Below are 17,161 nucleotides of genomic sequence, written 5' to 3'. Positions count from 1 at the left end.
AAGATTAATAATAATATAAAATAAAATATTTTTTATAAACTTTTTTATATATTATAGTGAATAGGGGTTGGCATGAAATTACGACTAGATTATAAAGAGCAAAAATGGAGTGAGGAAGAATGTTATCATCAATCACCAATCAATATTGATTCCGAAATTGCAGAAAAGCGGATTGTTCGGTTGACCTTTGATTATCAGTCTAAAATAGAAGCAATGATTACTGACGAAATAAATGCCTATGTTTTTGGGGATGGTTTGGTTACTTTGAATAAAAAGATTTTTTATTTTAAGCAATTTCATATCCATACGACAAGCGAGCATCAAATTGACGGTAAGGGGTATCCGGGTGAGCTGCACCTAGTTCATTGGAATGATTATGGTGAATTAATGGTTATTGCGATTTTTCTTCAGCTTGGAGCAGAATGTTCTGCCCTTAATGCCTTAATTGAACAAAAAGCAGATTATTTAGCAATTGACCAATTCCTACCAAATCAAATGTCAGGTTACAAATATACAGGCTCATTAACAACGCCACCTTTAAGTAGTGATGTGACCTGGATTGTTTTGGATACGCCTATTCAGGTGTCACAGGCACAGCTAGAGCTGTATCAAAAGGATTATCCTAATAATAATCGTAAGATACAGCCGCTTCAAGACCGAGAAATCGCCCGTTTTTAAATGGTTAATAGCTCTTTCAATTCAGTGATGGTATAAGTAGGTTTGACTTGGGCAATAATTATGTCTGATTTGAAAAGCGCAGTTGAGATTTCAGCATTTTCACCAGCTTCTATATCTAAAGCACGGTCTCCAATTAATATGGTTTTTGATTTTTCTAAATGATATTTGTCGATTAAATAGTTAATGGAGCTTGGATTGGGTTTGCGCGGTAGCTGATTGTCGCTAGTTACAATTTCAGTAAATAAGCTCTTAATACCAGCATTTTCTAATAGTTGATTGACAGAATGGTCGCGATGACTGATTACAAAATTTTGACCGCCTTGGTTGCAAATTGCTTCCAAGGTTTCTTTGGCACCGGGAAATAAGACTGGTTTTTCTTGCATTGGCTTTTCCATTGCACGGTACCGTGTCATAAAGTGATGAATGTCTCCAACGCCAAAAAACTTTGCAGCCTCCTCAGTTGAGCTCTTTTTCATTCGTCGGTAGATCATGTCCTCCGCCGTTAAAATCCCAAATTCAGCGAGTATCTTTTTAAAGACATTGACGCTTACCGCATAGCTATCGATTAAAGTACCACCTAAATCCCAAATATAATTTTCATATTTTATTTCCAATTAAATTGACTCCCTTAATAAAATGATGTTGTAATCAAAGCAAATAATGAAGCAAGAATGATTTGAAGCAATGTGTCTTACCTATTTCTTCCTAGTATAAAACAAAATGTGAGAAATTTCAGAATAAATTGAAAATATTTTTCTTATCGTCGCTCTCAGCCATAGTTAATCGTTATATGAGAAAATATGAAAGACAAATGAGCGATTTTAGATAAATGATGCTATAATTGGTAGCGGACACTAAGGTGTTCAAATCAACAGAGTAGAAAATATTGCGTTAAGTGTCATAAGGATGGGATGTCGCCTATGGACGAAGGGAAACCGCGGTAATATTTTCGCATTCGCTGCTTAAAAGTGGCTACTCTAAAATAGGAGTGGTAAAAATGGCAACAAAAACAAGATTTAATGTGAGAACAATTACGCTTCTCGCAGTTTTAGTGGCTTTAGGCATTATCCTAAAGCGTGTTTTAGGTATTGATACACAATTTATGCGAATCGATGGCGCATTTATCACACACACCGCAATTGGTGCCTTATTTGGACCAATTACCTCAGCAACTGCCTTTGGTATTTCAGACATTATCGGTTTTATGCTAAAGCCGACTGGTCCGTATTTTCCGGGCTTTACGCTCTCGGCCGCAATTACAGGTGTTTTATACAGTCTTTTTTATTATCGTAAAGAGCTGACCTTAAAACGAATTATCATGGCAAATATCACGATTACCTTGCTGGATACCCTTTTTTTAACACCGATTTGGTTGACAATTATGTATCAGGTGCCATTTTGGTCGTTGATGCCTGCTAGATTAATCAAGGTTTTAATCGCAATTCCGATTCAGGTAATTATCGTTTACTTTGTCTTACCTAGAGTATTACAGGCAAAATTTTTAAAACAATCTAAAATTAATATATAAAAAAATAGATTAAAACAGTGCTACCATCCCTAGCACTGTTTTTTTGCCATGACGACTTACTCTCCGAGGATTTCAGAATGAAATTTGAGGCAGCTATTAAAAAAGCTGAAATGTCCGGTTAGCACCGTACAAACTTAGGAAAAAGACGTAAACGAGCTATTGCTCGTGCGTACTTTTTCTCTAGTTTGCTAGGTGTTGGTCATTGAAGCTAGATTAGTGGCATCGTCGGAAGCAACTTCGTTCACCAGAATTAGAGGTGTTATCTACTTATCGCTGCAGCATGGCTGAAAATTGTTAGTGTTGTGATAATCAATTAGTTAAAAGACTTCTAATTTTTTGTTCACTCCGTTCTTCCGCCTCTTCTCACAAAAATGGTATTTCTCTAAAGTAGCGAAATCTTTCATTTTTGTGAGGTACTTCAATTCAAGCGACAAAGGGCGTTAAAAGCTTAGTTCAAAGATTGATCGATGTGTATTCAAAAAACAGTCAGAGGCATTTATTAAAAATGCAATCTGGCTGTTTTAATTAGGTTACTATTTTAAAATTGGTGAATTAGGCTTGTGCCCAAACACTTTCTAAGACATTGGTTTGCTCACGATCTGGACCAACTGAGAAGGTCGAGATTTTTACGCCAACTAATTCAGAAACACGATGCACATAATTGCGTGCATTCTCAGGTAAGTCAGCAATATCACGTACAGTGGTAATATCTTCATCCCAACCAGGAAGCTCTTCATAGATTGGTTGACAACGTTCTAATTCTTTAAGACTAGCAGGATAATGAGTGATTGTCTTGCCATCTAAGTCATAGGCTGTACAAATCTTGACCGTTTTTAATCCAGTTAAAACATCAATTGAATTTAAAGATAGGTTAGTCAGACCAGAAACACGTTTAGAATGGCGCATCACGACTGTATCAAACCAACCCACACGGCGAGGTCGACCGGTTGTCGTACCATATTCACGTCCAACCTCGCGAATTTGGTTTCCAACCTCATCAAATAATTCTGTTGGGAATGGACCATCGCCAACACGGGAAGTATAAGCTTTACAAACACCCACAACCTTATTGATTTTTGAAGGACCAACACCGCTACCAATCGTCACACCGCCGGCAACAGGGTTTGATGAGGTTACAAAAGGATAAGTACCTTGGTCAATATCAAGCATGACACCTTGCGCACCTTCAAATAAAACTCGTTTTCCATGATCAAGTGCATCATTTAAAATAACAGAAGTATCAGTAACGTAATGCTTAATCTGTTGACCGAATTCGTAATAGGCTTCAAAAATATCATCGAAGCTTAGCGCCTCACCGTGATACATTTTGGTAATCATGCGGTTTTTTTCTTCGAGGTTAATTTTTAAACGTTCAGCAAAGATTTCCTTATCTAGTAAATCAGCGATTCGAATGCCAACACGAGCGGCTTTATCCATATAAGCAGGTCCAATACCCTTGATCGTTGTGCCAATTTTATTGTCGCCTTTAGCGTCTTCTTGTAATTGATCCAAAGTGATATGGTAAGGTAAAATCACATGAGCACGATCAGAAATTCTTAAATTATCAGTATTAACATCATGTTGATGTAAATAAGCAAGCTCTTCTACGAGTGATTTGGGATTGACAACCACACCGTTTCCAATAACTGAAATTTTTTCCTTATAAAAAATACCAGAAGGAATTAAGTGTAATTTATACTTTGTACCATCAAATTGAATCGTGTGTCCAGCATTATCGCCACCTTGATAACGTGCGATTACTTCAGCATTTTCACTTAAAAAGTCGGTGATTTTGCCTTTACCTTCGTCTCCCCATTGCGTACCAACAACAACTACTGATGCCATGTTATATTCTCCTTTAATTTTAACTCACGTTAAGTATTTAAAAATTATTTTAAGACTACCCTCTTATTTTACACTCAACTGCAAGCCTGTGCAATTAGATATTGGCTTTGCTTTAAATAAAATTAGTAATATTCGTTTCTAATTTTTATTAAACAAACTAAATAATTTGAGCTATTTCTTTTGAATTATTATATAATTGGGTATTGTATAATAATTATTAGCTTTGCTAGATAAATCGTTATTTTGAATTTGGAAAGGGAGAACGATGCAACGAAGAAATCTACAGCGTGATTCACGAATTGATTACGGATTGATTTTACCCGTATTTTTATTAACTATTATTGGAATGCTTTCACTTTATGTTGCTTACTATCATGAGGCCAAAAGAAATATCACCGCACAATTATTGCGGCAGGGTGGGTGGATTATCTTTGGAATTGTGATGGCTATTATTGTGATTCATTTTAGTTCTAAGCTCTTATGGAAATTAACACCTTATCTTTATGGGATGGGGCTTGTTCTAATGCTGCTACCGATATTTTTTTATGATTCGAGCTTGGTTGCTTCAACGGGGGCGAAAAACTGGGTTTCATTTGGTGGACATACCCTTTTTCAACCGTCCGAATTTATGAAAATTGTTTTTGTTCTAATGCTTGCCTTTATTTCGGTCAGGCATAATGCTGAACATCAAAAGCGAACGATTAAAAGTGATTTTGTGCTACTCGGTAAGCAAATACTGATTACCTTACCTGTTGCTATTTTGTTAAAATTTCAGGATGACTTGGGTACGATGCTCGTCTTCTTTGCCATTTTAGCTGGTGTAATTGTTATCTCAGGTGTTTCTTGGAAAATCATCCTGCCGTTAGCGATTCTCGCAGTTGGCTTTGTCGCTTTAATCTTATTTATGGTACAAAATGATACTGGACGGGAGATTTTATTAAAGCTTGGTATCCAAAAATATCAGCTCAGCCGGTTTGATGACTGGCTCCATCCCTTTAATTCGGATTCGAGCTCAGCTTACCAACAAAGTCAGGCCTTAATGGCAATTGGCTCAGCTGGTCTATTGGGTAAGGGCTTTAATGTAACTGATGTTAGTGTTCCTGTGCGTGAAAGTGATATGATTTTTACGGTTATTGCTGAAAATTTTGGCTTCGTTGGCTCAGCGGTAGTGATTTTCCTTTATTTTATGTTGATTTACCGAATGATTCAGGTGACTTATGATTCAAATAATGAATTTTATAGTTATATTTCGGCTGGTATCATTATGATGATTTTATTCCATGTTGTTGAAAATATTGGGGCAAATATTGGACTGTTGCCATTAACAGGTATTCCGCTTCCCTTCATTTCGGCTGGGGGCTCTGCAATGGTAAGTAATCTAATCGGTGTTGGCTTAATTCTGTCAATGAAGTATCATACTCAGGATAAGCGTCCTAGTTTAAAGGCTAAAGGTGTGCTTGCAGCTTAATTTGTTTGACGCTGCGGTTGGGTTAAATCAGCTAGCAATTTTCACATAAGTATATTTTATGGTAAGCTGCGCTCAGGCGAAAATCGTCTGAGCGCAGAGCTGTCTTAGGTTGAAATTTTCTGAGGCCGCTGATTTAGTAGCATTTTAAAAATTTAATATTTTGACGTAATAGCTTAATAATAATAAAATAAAGTGATTGCTAAATAAGGAGGCATAAAATGGACTTTATTGAACACCCAGGCTGTTCTACCTGTAAGAAGGCAAAGCATTGGCTAGAAAATCACCAAATTAGCTTTAACGATTATGATATTCGTCAGGATACGCCATCAAAAAAACAAATATTAGAATGGTTGAAGCAGGGGCGTTTTCAATCGAAACAATTATTTAATACCTCAGGTCAGAAGTACCGCGAGCTTGGCTTAAAGGATCAGCTAGCAATGCTGGATGATGCTGCACGCGCTAAGCTACTTGCGAGTGATGGGATGCTGATTAAACGACCGTTGCTTGTTAAGGATGGTCAGCTCCTAGCTGTAGGCTTTAAAGAGGCGCAGTATCAAGCTATTTTTGGAAATTAAAATGAAAAATAAAAATAAGACGATTCGTATTATTAAGGCGTTGACAATTGGTAATGCTGTACGATTGGTGATTATTATCATTAATTGTTATATTTTATATTATTATTGGGCTGCCGAACATTTAACACTGATTGGTTTGGCTGGTAAAATTGCCATTGTATCAGCAATTATTAGTCTGATATTTATTTGCTTTGCCATTTTACTAGTGCCAAAGCATCAAGGAAAAAGAAGGAAAAAGCGCTGAAGTAACACGGGACTTTATCTTTATAATGTACAAGACTATCATTAGCTTTGTGCATTTTTTATTTAGGAGGCGGATTGAATGAAAAATATTGCATATTATAACGGTAAGATTTCGACAATTGAGGATATGAGTATTCCTCTAAATGATCGATCACATTATTTTGGCGATGGGGTCTATGATGCGACGATTGCGAGTCAACATCGAATTTATCTTTTAGAGGACCATATCAATCGCTTTTTCAATAGTATGAGTCTAGTTAATATTCAGCCTGATTTTAGTAAAGCGTGGCTTGCCGAATTACTAGCAGAGCTTGCATTAAAGGTTGACTCATCTGAGCAGTTTGTTTATTTTCAGGTTTCTCGAGGTACTGCGATTAGAAATCATGCCTATGATTTAAATATTAAGCCGAATCTGACTGTTTATATTACGCCATCAACCAGTCCTAAAACGATTTTGACCCAATCATTGAAGGTGCAAACAGAGCCAGATATTCGTTTTGAATTATGCCATATTAAAACATTAAATCTTTTACCCAACGTCATGTCGACTCAACGCGCACAGCAAAAAGGGCTGGATGAAACGATTTATCATCGTCAGGGACGTGTGACGGAATGTGCACATAGTAATGTTCATATTATCCAAAAAGGTCGCTTAAAAACTGCACCTACGGATCACTGGATTTTGCCGGGGATTGCTCGAAAGCATTTATTAATGGCTGCAAAAAGGCTAGGTATCCCTTGTGATGAAACAGCCTTTAATCTAGATGAATTATTTAATGCAGAAGAAGTTATTATTACGAGCTCTAGCCATTTTTGTTCACAAGTTACTGAAATTGATGGTAAAGGGGTAGGTGGTAGAAATGAACAGCTATTACAGGCGTTACAAGCTGCGACTTATCAGGAATTTCAAGCATTAATTTAAAGTAAAAAGCGTTAATTCAATGACTGTAAGACCATTTTATCGGTCGCTGCAGTTTGTAATTAACGCTTTTTAGTCATCTTTTATCAGCAGAAAGTAAGGCTAAAATTGTAAAAATGACATTTTTATCACGACTATATAGGGTGTAACGGCTGACCCAAAAATCAGCATATTTGTCTTTGTAGGCACGTAAGCCCTGAAAACTGTATATTTTAGTACCAAATTGATAAATTAAGTGAGCAATTCTTTCAAAAGCGTAGCTTTTTGAAGAAACACCAACATTAGATAGCGGTGCCATACCTAAATCAAAGTATTGATAGCCTTCGGCTTGATAATGCTCAAAAATTGAAATAAATAAGAAATCCATTACACCCTTTGGTGCTTCTTTTGAGTAACGCATTAAGTCAATTGAGATAATGCGCTTTTCCTGATAGCAGGGCATGATTGTTGCAAAGGCTTCGATCTGTCCATTTTGACCCTTGACAACAGCAATTGGTGCGCGTTGGCAATAATCTTCACTGAAAAAGCCAAGTGAAAAACCTTTTTCTTCACGGCCTGCCAGCCATTCATCAGAAATTGCTTTGAGTCGCTCCATCAATTCTCTATCGAAGGGCGGGGTAATAATTGCCATTGTAAAACCAGCCTTTTCAACTTGATTGACCAGTGAACGCTTCGTTCTATTTTTCTTGCCAGAGATGGAAAAGCTTTGTAAATCGACGTGCCCCTCCTCGCCCATTTTAAAGAACCTAAAGCCTAGTTCGTGTAAGAACATCGTTTGATTTTTTGTCACCTCATAAAAAATTGGCGAATATCCCAAAATATCGGCTTGATTGACAAAATCCTCAATCAGCTTTTGAAAATACGCTGGATTACCAGACGGATCACCCATTACAATCAGCTTATCTTGAATTTGCTTAAATTGCAAAAATGCTTGATTTACGCCCTCAGCTTGATAAAAGAACAGCTCTTTGTCTTTTAAAAAGGCAAGATGACTTTGCTGATTGCCTCCAAATTGCTCAAGCACGGCTTGTACCTTTTGATTATCAAATGCTTGTCCTATTGTCTCTTTTTTACCCTGTAGATAATGAATTAATATTGCCATAAAGACAGAGATAATTATCATCATCAAAAACCCAGACAACCAGAGCTTTTCCGAAGGAAAGAGTAGAAAGTTGACTCTTGGTCGATGATGGTGGCGATTTGGATGATTATAAACACCAATTAAAATATAAGCGATTGATAGCACAATAAAAATTAGCCCGTCTTTAAAGAATAATTCATTGGATAATACTAATTGCTTACGATGTAATGATTTTTTTGAAAGTATAATTAATACGATGGCGATACCGATAATAATTCCCGTGATCATACTTGAACGATAATATGAGAAAAACAAAGCATTCCCATTTAACGCTGGAATGAGGGAAGATGATTTTACGATGATATAAACCAAAGTGCCAATCAATAAAATTAAGGATGGTACAAAAGCCCGCTTCACCTTGACCAAGATAGAGTGTGCAACAATTAAGAGTAAAAAGCCCACTGTTAATTTTGGCACTGTTAGAATGGTTTGAGCACCCCAGGGTGAAAATTGATGTAAGAAATGATTCTTTTCAAATGCGACCGGAATTGCGGCCGATAATACCATTAAAATGCCCAGCGTATAGAGTAAAAATACTGAGGCGTGGTGTGCAAAATCAGAGATAAGTATTTTAGGTAGTCCATCGTAGTGCTGATTAATCTCATTAAAGCTTGTTTTGAGAAATAAAATGACGGCGATGATAACTGGAATTAAATAATAGCCAATTCGATAAATCAGTAGCCAAACTGCCGCTTGCTCAGTTGAGATACCGATGTTTTGCAACCCTAGAATCATCATAATATCAAATGAGCCGAGACCACCCGGAATTAGCGAAACAAAGCCAATGATTGTTGCAGCAATATAGAGTACGAATAGATTACTAATGGCAAAATTTTCACCAATTGTGAGCCCCACAAAAATGAAAAAGCAGCTTACTGCTAACCATTCTAAAATTGAGGTCAAGGTTAACTCATATTTTAAGCGACGAGGGATACTCAATAAAGCCTTGTCTTTTGCCAAAAAGCTGACAATTAAAATAACTGGAAAATATAAGGTACCACCAAGTAGCCATGGCCAATATTGATAGAAATAATTGTTTGTCCAAGGTGTGAAGGCAAGTATGAGGGCAATAGCGCTTAAAATGGATAAACCACTAATTTCAAATATTAATAGCTTGCCGAGTGCTTTAAGGACATCTTTGGGTGTCTTTTCCTTACCATAAAAGTGTGCTCTCAAGCTGGTGCCAATTAGCCCTCCAAAGCCAACTAGATTATTTAAGGTATTAATTAATAAACTGCTTTCAGCAATATATTTTTTTGAGAAGTTTGTTTGTAATTCTTTATTAAAAATAAAATCATAATAAATCATGGGGAGAACAGCTAGTGCTCCGAGTAAAATCAGCGCAATTACTTCTAGTGGTGTAATCTGATTGAAAGCATGCCTCAATTTATCGGGTTGAATTGTTTTAATAATGGCTAGTGATTCATAAATGACAACTGCGACGACGGTGACAAAGAATAATCCCTTAATTAATTTGAATTGTTCCTTAATCTTTTGAATTAAGAATTTCATTTCTACTCCTTTAACTCTAAACAGATGCTTTTAAAAACTTAAGTACGATACGATTAAATTTTTGCGGCTGTAAATAAGCAATATCATGGAGTGCCCAAGGCACAACCTTAAGTATCGCATTTGGAATTGAATTTGCAATTTTTTGCGAATGCTGCCGCTTAATAATGTCAAATTGACCGATTAAAACTAATGTTTTAGCTGTTATTCGTTCTAAATCAGCGAAGGAAATCGTTAAGCTTTCACGCATCAATTTTCTAATTTTAGGTAATTCTGGTTGCCAAAAACACAGATAAGCAAGTAAAATCGATATTTCGGTCGCAGCTTTTGAAACCCAAAATAAACCATTAATAGAGATATTACCTGAATTGAGCACTAATGAGTTGACCATTTGCGGATGATTGACGGCAAAGTACATTGCAACATTTGCACCATCACTAAAGCCTAGCAAATCAAAGCGTTTAATTTTTAAGGTATCTACGATTTCTTTAAGATCCTCCGAAAATTTTTTTAAGCTAAATTGATTACCCCGATTTGTACTTTTACCGTGCCCTCTAAAATCTATTCGGATGACCTGATAGCTTTCTTGAAAGGCTTCAATCTGTTTTTTAAAATAAGTATTAGATTGTGCATTGCCGTGCAATAAGATTAGCGGAAAGCCTTCGCCGGAAATTTCGAGATAAATTTTAGTGTTATCTTTTAAATTAATAAACATAAAGCACCTTCTTGATTTAATGAACTGCTATCTGAATTTTACCTTATCTATTAAAAATTATCATCTCTCAATCGTTTTGTAAATCAATCATAGGAGGAATGTCAACAATCTTAAGAAATAGTAACAAAGTCTAAAGAGAGTTGACGGTATTGTGATTTTAAGCGATAATTAACAAGGAAATCTATAATGGAGGTCAATTATGAAAGGAATTATCTTAGCGGGTGGTAGTGGTACTCGTTTATACCCAGTAACCCGTGCAGTAAGTAAGCAATTAATGCCGGTTTATGATAAACCAATGATTTATTACCCATTGTCTACTTTGATGTTAGCTGGTATTAAGGATATATTAATTATTTCAACCCCACAAGATACACCAAGATTTAAAGAATTACTACAGGACGGCTCAGAATTTGGTATCAATTTACAATATGCTGTTCAGCCAAGTCCAGATGGCTTAGCCCAAGCTTTTATTATTGGTGAGGATTTCATTGGTGAGGATTCGGTGGCACTTGTCTTAGGTGATAATATTTATCATGGTCCGGGCTTGTCTAAAATGCTACAGACTGCTGCTGCAAGAGAAAAGGGTGCAACGGTATTCGGTTATCATGTGCCTGATCCAGAGCGCTTTGGTGTGGTAGAGTTTGATGATAAGATGACTGCAGTGTCAATTGAGGAAAAACCAGCACAACCAAAATCAAATTATGCTGTGACTGGTCTTTATTTCTATGATAATGATGTCGTTGAAATTGCAAAAAATATTCAGCCTTCACCTCGTGGCGAATTAGAGATCACGGATGTCAACAAGGCTTATTTGGAGCGTGGCGATTTATCTGTTGAATTGATGGGAAGAGGCTTCGCTTGGCTTGATACAGGTACACATGAAAGCCTGCTTGAAGCAGCTCAATATATTGAAACAGTCCAAAGAATGCAAAATATGCAGGTTGCTAATTTAGAGGAAATTGCTTACCGGATGGGCTATATTTCAAAGGCGCAGGTGAAAGAATTAGCGCAGCCTTTGAAAAAGAATGAATATGGACAATATCTACTACGCTTGATTGGTGAGGTATAATGACAGATAACTTTTTTGGTAAAACATTAGCAGCAAGAAAAATTGAAGCGATTCCCGGTATGCTTGAATTTGATATACCTGTTCATGGCGATAATCGTGGTTGGTTTAAGGAAAATTTTCAAAAGGAAAAAATGTTACCGTTAGGCTTTCCACAGCACTTTTTTGAATATGGTAAATTACAAAATAATGTTTCATTTTCTAGAAAAAACGTTTTAAGAGGGCTCCACGCTGAGCCTTGGGATAAATACATTTCAGTTGCTGATGCAGGTCGTGTTTTAGGTAGCTGGGTTGATTTACGTGAGGGTGACACCTTTGGTAATGTTTATCAAACTGAGATTGATGCGAGTGTTGGTATTTTTGTACCGCGTGGTGTTGCTAATGGTTTTCAGGTATTGAGTGACGTTGTTTCTTATTCGTATCTTGTAAACGACTACTGGGCACTTGATTTAAAACCAAAATATGCCTTTGTTAATTATGCGGATAAAGCGTTAGGGATTAAATGGCATGATTTAGCAAATGCAGAAGTCAGTGATGCTGATAAAAATCATCCGCTGCTTAAAGATGTTAAGGCGTTAGATAGAAAAAGCTTAGGCTAAGCATATAAAAATTTTAGCCTGCTTCAATATGAAAGGAATTATGATGAGCGAATATAAGAAAATCATAGTAACTGGGGGCGCAGGTTTTATCGGCTCCAATTTTGTCCACTATGTTTACAATAACCATCCAGAAGTGAAGATTATTGTTTTAGACAAACTAACCTATGCTGGTAATAAAGCAAATATCTCCGAAATTTTAGGCGATCGTGTTGAATTAGTTGTGGGTGATATTGCAGATGCAAAAATTGTCGATCAATTAGTCAAGGATGCCGATGCCGTGGTACATTATGCTGCTGAAAGCCATAATGACAATTCATTAAAGGATCCATCACCTTTTATCCAAACAAATTTAGTAGGGACTTTTACCCTATTGGAAGCCTGTCGTAAATATCAAACCCGCTTCCATCATGTGTCAACAGATGAGGTTTATGGCGATTTACCATTGCGAGAGGATTTACCTGGACATGGTGATGGTGCAGGTGAAAAATTCACAGATAAAACACCTTATAATCCAAGCTCACCATATTCTTCAACTAAGGCTGGTTCAGATTTACTGGTTCGTGCATGGGTTCGTTCATTTGGTTTAGCAGCAACCATATCAAACTGTTCAAATAACTATGGCCCATATCAGCATATCGAAAAATTTATTCCACGTCAGATTACGAATATTTTAAGTGGTATTCAACCGAAGCTTTATGGTGATGGTAAAAATGTTCGTGATTGGATACATACGAACGATCATTCATCAGCTGTTTGGACGATTTTAACTAAGGGTCAGATTGGAGAAACTTATTTAATCGGTGCTGATGGTGAAAAGAATAATAAAGAAGTAATCGAATTAATTCTTGAATTAATGGGGCATGATAAAAAGGATTACGAGCATGTTAATGATCGCCCAGGACATGATTTACGCTATGCCATTGATTCAACTAAATTACGTGAAGAATTAGGCTGGACGCCAGAATTTACCAACTTTAAGGATGGCTTAGCTGATACAATTAAGTGGTATACGGATAACCAATCTTGGTGGTCTGCGGAAAAAGCTGAAGTCGAAGCGAACTATGCCAAGAGTGGACAATAATTAATAATTAATTATTGATGATTGATAATTAATAAGCTTAGAAGTTTAATCTAGAACTTCTAGGCTTTTTCATTCGTCGATAGACTAAAAAAATACGTCTCGACTTTGAGCCGAAACGTATTTTTTTTAATTTTCAAATAAGCTATCTTTATTTTTAAAGTAATACTGTTCAATTCGTTTAAAAGAACCAGGTTCAATTTTTTCCAAAGCAGAACCAATTTCATCAAGCGATGCTTTATAAGCATATTCTTGAGCAAATAACTGATATGAACGATTAAAGGCCTGAGTAATGATTGGCGTGTTATGGCGCCAGCGATTGGCATATTGCATCAATTGTTCCGCCAAGCCAGCAGCATCAATCAGTTCTTCAGTACGATTGCCGAGTAGGTTAATTTCTTCACCACAGGCTTTAATTTTTTGATTGATTTCTTCGATATTGATACGAACCTTGTTTAAGTCATCAATTAGACCTTCGACCTGTTCAGTTGTGGTAAAGAAGAAGTCAGTGTACTCTTGAGGTAGACCGGGTAAGCGTTGCTTTTCAACATGACGTTTAATTGCTCTAAGCTCAAGCTCAAAATCATCAATTTTTTGTAAGGCAATCTTTTCATCTTGACGTAAAGTATCCAAAGTGTTTGAAATTGTTACTTGCTCTTTTTCAATATCTGCTAACACTCTAAATGATTCATCTAAGAAATTTTTTGCTTCGGTATATACCTTCTCATTGTTTTCGATTTTAGGAATTAGCTCGTTAGTTTGACGCTCAATTTCTTCAATTTCATTTTGGTAGCTTCGAGCACGTCCAAGTTCATTATGATTGAGTGCGTAGCTTTGCGAAACATGATCAATTTCGATTAACAGCTTTTTATTATTTTCTTTTGCATGATTGATATAATCTTTAATGGTTTTAATGTTTTTAGTAACAAATACTTTGGCATCAATTTCATTTTCAAAAATATCATAAAGACTGTCTATTGCATTTTGGATATTTTCATTATTATTTTCAGTTTCATCAATTTCAAAACGCTCGATATCAGAAATAGCAGAAGTAATTTTACCTTTAATTTCTGATATTTGTGCTTCAATATTTTTTTCTGAAAAGACGTATTTTTGATCGATTAGCTTTTGATACCCTTTTTCGAGTTCATCAATTTGCGCAGGGAATGTTTCATTTAACTCTTCAATGATTGGTGGAATGCGGTCTGCAGCCGATTTTAAATCATAGGTGTCCTCTTCCGCCTTTTTTAAGACCTTAGTTGCTTCAATTGGATCACCAGAGGTGTTTAAGGCAACAAATTGAGTAAATTCAATCTCAATATTATAAAGTCGTTTTTCCAATTCGGAAACAGTATTACCAAATTTCGATTTACTCTCTTTAATGGTCTTGCTTAATTCCTCATAGACATCAAGTGCCTCTTGAACAGCAATTGAATTTTTTTCTTCGGTTTCACGTAGATTTTTCAAGCCGTTGCGAATGGATTGGACATCGGTTTCCATCAGCTCAATTTGGCTTTCTGCAGTATCAATAATATGACCAGCCTTGATAAAACGAAGCGTTTCATTTAAATTTTCTGCTTCAAAAATGTGTGATTCTAAATCTGCTAGTGAGTTGTTTAAAATATCGGTCCATTTTTGATTCCACTCTCGGAAGGTATTTTGACTTTCACCTACTAGATGCATCTGCTTCACTCGCTCGATTTCATCTGAAACTGGTAGTTCAAAAAGTGTGTTTTTACGTTCTTCTAAAGCGTCCAACCGATCCTGACTCTTCTTTTTGAAAATCAAGCTAACGATATAAAATGCAACGATGATAATTAATAAGATAACAATAACCCATATTAAGCTTCTAGGCATCTGAATTCCCCTGTCTTGTTGTAAAGTATTTAATATAATGAATAATTAATATGTTCGTTAATATACAATGAAAATTATATCATAAAGCAAGACCCGATTCACGAATAAATTACTAAAATTTTATTTATTATTGTCTTTTAAATATTGATGAAAAATAAAGACTTGACCTTTTGATTAAATGATTGTATTGTAAGCTTATCTTGGATAGAAAGAAGTGAAGCGCATTGAAAAATTTCAAAATCAAATAAATGTTTTTTTAATAAAAAATATGACTGATTTTGGATTTTTTGCGCTTTTTTATGTATTGCTAGGCACCTTTTTTGTTGGCCTATTTTTTGTATAAAAAATTGAATCTCCAAAGTCTAGTCATTAGTGGATTTTGGAGGTTTTTTATGTCAAAAATTGAATTTGAAAAATTATCATTTGCTTATCCGGGGCAAACTGCAATCTTTAATAATGTTTCGTTAGTTATCGATGAGAGCTGGCAGCTTGGCTTGGTTGGGCGAAATGGACGTGGGAAAACAACCTTATTAAAAATTATTTTGAATCAGCTAGAGTATTCTGGTAAGGTATTTGCGCCCTTTGATTTTGTTTATTTTCCCCAAACGGTCACGAGTCCGGAACTTCTAGCTTATCAGGTGGCTGAAACGATTGCTGATTTTGAACAATGGCAGCTTGAAAGAGAATTACGTTTACTCCAGGTGAACCCAGATATCTTATGGCGACCATACCAACAGCTTTCGGGAGGAGAACAGACAAAATTACTGTTAGCATTGTTATTTTTAGCAGATGATAAATTGCCTTTAATTGATGAGCCAACCAATCATTTAGATATGACTGGTCGTCAAGTTGTGGCACAGTATTTAAATAGTAAGTCGGGTTATATTGTGGTAAGCCATGACCGTGCCTTTTTAAATGAAGTGACAGACCATATTATTGCGATTGAAAAAACAGATTTAGTCTTATATCAGGGCGCCTTTGAGGTATATGAGCAGGAAAAAGCACTGAGGGATCAATTTGAAATCAATCAAAATGAACGGTTGAAAAATGAAATTGATCGTTTGCAAAAAACGGCAAAAGAAAAAAGTAGCTGGTCAAAGCACCGAGAGGGTGATAAATATGGTCATGCCAAAATCAAGGGAAGTGGTAGCATTAATGATACCGGTTTTATTGGTGCTAGAAGCGCTCGCGTGATGAAAAAAGCTAAAAATCTTGAAAGACGTATGAATGATGAAATCGAAACCAAGAGTAGGCTTTTAAAAAACCTTGAAACAATTGATGAATTATCAATCAATTATCAGCAGTCAAGACATTCTGTTTTGATTAAAGCAGAGAATTTTTCGTTGCAATTTAATAAAGATCAAAATGATTTATTATTTCAACCGACTAGCTTTGAGCTAACTAACTTCTCAAGATTAGCTTTGACAGGGATCAACGGTTCAGGGAAAAGCAGTGTTTTAAAATATTTGATGAATGAATTTAAAGGTGAGGCAGCAGGTTGTGTTTCAATTGCCTCTGGCTTAAAAATTTCATATATCAGTCAGAATTTTGAAAATAATAAGGGGAATTTGAAAGAATTTGCAAGGGCTAATCACTTAGATTATTCGCTATTTTTAAATCAGCTAAAAAAGCTGGGTATGGAGAGAGCGGTTTTTGAACAGCGCATTGAAACGATGAGTATGGGACAGCGTAAGAAGATTGAATTAGCGAGAGCATTGACAGTGCCTGCAAATCTTTATGTTTGGGATGAGCCCTTGAACTATTTAGATGTATTTAATTATCGACAGCTTGAGCAATTAATCTTGAACAAACTGCCACCAATGATTTTCGTAGAACATGATATGGTGTTTATTGAAAAAATTGCGAATCAAGTCATTCAATTAAATAAAATAAATGATATATAATCGCAAATGATTATAAATAAAAAGTGATTTAGGTAG

At 35.9% G+C, this 17,161-nt stretch carries 15 protein-coding genes and 1 riboswitch; of the genes, 10 read left to right on the top strand and 5 right to left on the bottom strand.

The window, feature by feature from the left end; all coding sequences use genetic code 11:
• Positions 1–72 precede the first annotated feature (72 nt).
• Complete coding sequence (locus tag HOY35_RS11425) at positions 73–678, top strand: carbonic anhydrase family protein (protein WP_172213832.1); 606 nt, start codon at positions 73–75, stop codon at positions 676–678.
• Here the strand turns inward: HOY35_RS11425 and HOY35_RS11420 are convergent.
• Positions 675–1,292 (bottom strand): HAD-IA family hydrolase, encoded by a 618-nt coding sequence (locus tag HOY35_RS11420; RefSeq protein ID WP_216656377.1) that lies wholly within the window; start codon positions 1,290–1,292, stop codon positions 675–677. The genes HOY35_RS11425 and HOY35_RS11420 overlap by 4 nt on opposite strands.
• 256 nt (positions 1,293–1,548) lie before the next feature.
• A riboswitch (THF riboswitch) is annotated at positions 1,549–1,641 on the top strand.
• Between the two features lie 34 nt (positions 1,642–1,675).
• On the opposite strand from HOY35_RS11420, the gene HOY35_RS11415 reads away from it, so the two are divergent.
• Positions 1,676–2,206 carry a folate family ECF transporter S component gene (locus HOY35_RS11415; RefSeq protein WP_172213830.1) on the top strand — a complete coding sequence of 177 codons (531 nt, stop codon included), beginning with the start codon at positions 1,676–1,678 and terminating at the stop codon, positions 2,204–2,206.
• Positions 2,207–2,758: 552 nt separating this feature from the next.
• Here the strand turns inward: HOY35_RS11415 and HOY35_RS11410 are convergent.
• A complete protein-coding gene (locus tag HOY35_RS11410; protein WP_172213828.1) occupies positions 2,759–4,051 on the bottom strand; it encodes an adenylosuccinate synthase in 1,293 nt (430 codons plus the stop codon).
• Positions 4,052–4,316: 265 nt separating this feature from the next.
• Between HOY35_RS11410 and HOY35_RS11405 the strand changes: the two genes are divergently transcribed.
• The 4 genes from HOY35_RS11405 (at position 4,317) to HOY35_RS11390 (ending at position 7,259) form a co-directional block, all read left to right on the top strand.
• Entirely contained in the window at positions 4,317–5,519 is a 1,203-nt protein-coding gene (locus tag HOY35_RS11405; protein WP_172213826.1) for an FtsW/RodA/SpoVE family cell cycle protein, read from the top strand.
• Between the two features lie 218 nt (positions 5,520–5,737).
• Positions 5,738–6,094, top strand: coding sequence for an arsenate reductase family protein (locus HOY35_RS11400; RefSeq protein ID WP_172213825.1), 357 nt, complete (start codon positions 5,738–5,740; stop codon positions 6,092–6,094).
• Between the two features lies 1 nt (position 6,095).
• A complete protein-coding gene (locus tag HOY35_RS11395) occupies positions 6,096–6,338 on the top strand; it encodes a hypothetical protein (protein ID WP_172213823.1) in 243 nt (80 codons plus the stop codon).
• 78 nt (positions 6,339–6,416) lie between these two features.
• The gene (locus tag HOY35_RS11390; RefSeq protein WP_172213821.1) at positions 6,417–7,259 is read left to right on the top strand and encodes an aminotransferase class IV; all 843 of its coding nucleotides are present in this window, start codon (positions 6,417–6,419) and stop codon (positions 7,257–7,259) included.
• A 73-nt stretch (positions 7,260–7,332) separates the two neighbouring features.
• On the opposite strand, the gene mprF is transcribed toward HOY35_RS11390, so the two are convergent.
• Together mprF and HOY35_RS11380 are read right to left on the bottom strand one after the other, a co-directional pair.
• Entirely contained in the window at positions 7,333–9,909 is a 2,577-nt protein-coding gene (gene mprF, locus HOY35_RS11385) for a bifunctional lysylphosphatidylglycerol flippase/synthetase MprF (protein WP_172213819.1), read from the bottom strand.
• Positions 9,910–9,925: 16 nt separating this feature from the next.
• Entirely contained in the window at positions 9,926–10,621 is a 696-nt protein-coding gene (locus HOY35_RS11380) for an alpha/beta fold hydrolase (protein WP_172213817.1), read from the bottom strand.
• Between the two features lie 199 nt (positions 10,622–10,820).
• Between HOY35_RS11380 and rfbA the strand changes: the two genes are divergently transcribed.
• Genes rfbA through rfbB form a run of 3 tightly spaced genes read left to right on the top strand, consistent with a single transcriptional unit; the run spans position 10,821 to position 13,367 of the window.
• Positions 10,821–11,690 (top strand): glucose-1-phosphate thymidylyltransferase RfbA, encoded by an 870-nt coding sequence (gene rfbA / locus HOY35_RS11375; RefSeq protein WP_172213815.1) that lies wholly within the window; start codon positions 10,821–10,823, stop codon positions 11,688–11,690.
• On the top strand, positions 11,690–12,286 hold the full coding sequence (locus tag HOY35_RS11370; protein WP_172213813.1) for a dTDP-4-dehydrorhamnose 3,5-epimerase family protein: 597 nt from the start codon (positions 11,690–11,692) through the stop codon (positions 12,284–12,286). Before rfbA ends, HOY35_RS11370 begins: the two co-directional genes overlap by 1 nt.
• 43 nt (positions 12,287–12,329) lie before the next feature.
• Positions 12,330–13,367: a dTDP-glucose 4,6-dehydratase gene (rfbB, locus tag HOY35_RS11365; protein WP_172213811.1), complete on the top strand. Its 1,038-nt coding sequence runs from the start codon at positions 12,330–12,332 to the stop codon at positions 13,365–13,367.
• Between the two features lie 126 nt (positions 13,368–13,493).
• On the opposite strand, the gene HOY35_RS11360 is transcribed toward rfbB, so the two are convergent.
• Entirely contained in the window at positions 13,494–15,221 is a 1,728-nt protein-coding gene (locus HOY35_RS11360) for a septation ring formation regulator EzrA (RefSeq protein ID WP_172213809.1), read from the bottom strand.
• A gap of 392 nt (positions 15,222–15,613) precedes the next feature.
• Between HOY35_RS11360 and abc-f the strand changes: the two genes are divergently transcribed.
• Positions 15,614–17,125, top strand: coding sequence for a ribosomal protection-like ABC-F family protein (gene abc-f / locus HOY35_RS11355; protein WP_172213808.1), 1,512 nt, complete (start codon positions 15,614–15,616; stop codon positions 17,123–17,125).
• The last annotated feature ends 36 nt before the right edge of the window (positions 17,126–17,161 follow it).

It is taken from the genome of Enterococcus sp. MMGLQ5-1 (assembly GCF_013155265.1).
Classification (GTDB): domain Bacteria; phylum Bacillota; class Bacilli; order Lactobacillales; family Streptococcaceae; genus MMGLQ5-1.
Note: the sequence above shows the minus strand (reverse complement) of the source record. Positions and strands in the feature narration are given on the sequence as shown.

What these genes read in the sequence shown, in the direction of transcription:
- rfbB (WP_172213811.1), top strand. Translation starts at nt 12,330, where the DNA reads ATGAGCGAATATAAGAAAATCATAGTAACTGGGGGCGCAGGTTTTATC.
- HOY35_RS11415 (WP_172213830.1), top strand. Translation starts at nt 1,676, where the DNA reads ATGGCAACAAAAACAAGATTTAATGTGAGAACAATTACGCTTCTCGCA.
- HOY35_RS11390 (WP_172213821.1), top strand. Translation starts at nt 6,417, where the DNA reads ATGAAAAATATTGCATATTATAACGGTAAGATTTCGACAATTGAGGAT.
- HOY35_RS11360 (WP_172213809.1), bottom strand. Translation starts at nt 15,221, where the DNA reads ATGCCTAGAAGCTTAATATGGGTTATTGTTATCTTATTAATTATCATC.
- HOY35_RS11370 (WP_172213813.1), top strand. Translation starts at nt 11,690, where the DNA reads ATGACAGATAACTTTTTTGGTAAAACATTAGCAGCAAGAAAAATTGAA.
- HOY35_RS11405 (WP_172213826.1), top strand. Translation starts at nt 4,317, where the DNA reads ATGCAACGAAGAAATCTACAGCGTGATTCACGAATTGATTACGGATTG.
- HOY35_RS11410 (WP_172213828.1), bottom strand. Translation starts at nt 4,051, where the DNA reads ATGGCATCAGTAGTTGTTGTTGGTACGCAATGGGGAGACGAAGGTAAA.
- HOY35_RS11425 (WP_172213832.1), top strand. Translation starts at nt 73, where the DNA reads ATGAAATTACGACTAGATTATAAAGAGCAAAAATGGAGTGAGGAAGAA.
- HOY35_RS11395 (WP_172213823.1), top strand. Translation starts at nt 6,096, where the DNA reads ATGAAAAATAAAAATAAGACGATTCGTATTATTAAGGCGTTGACAATT.
- rfbA (WP_172213815.1), top strand. Translation starts at nt 10,821, where the DNA reads ATGAAAGGAATTATCTTAGCGGGTGGTAGTGGTACTCGTTTATACCCA.
- HOY35_RS11400 (WP_172213825.1), top strand. Translation starts at nt 5,738, where the DNA reads ATGGACTTTATTGAACACCCAGGCTGTTCTACCTGTAAGAAGGCAAAG.
- HOY35_RS11380 (WP_172213817.1), bottom strand. Translation starts at nt 10,621, where the DNA reads ATGTTTATTAATTTAAAAGATAACACTAAAATTTATCTCGAAATTTCC.
- abc-f (WP_172213808.1), top strand. Translation starts at nt 15,614, where the DNA reads ATGTCAAAAATTGAATTTGAAAAATTATCATTTGCTTATCCGGGGCAA.
- mprF (WP_172213819.1), bottom strand. Translation starts at nt 9,909, where the DNA reads ATGAAATTCTTAATTCAAAAGATTAAGGAACAATTCAAATTAATTAAG.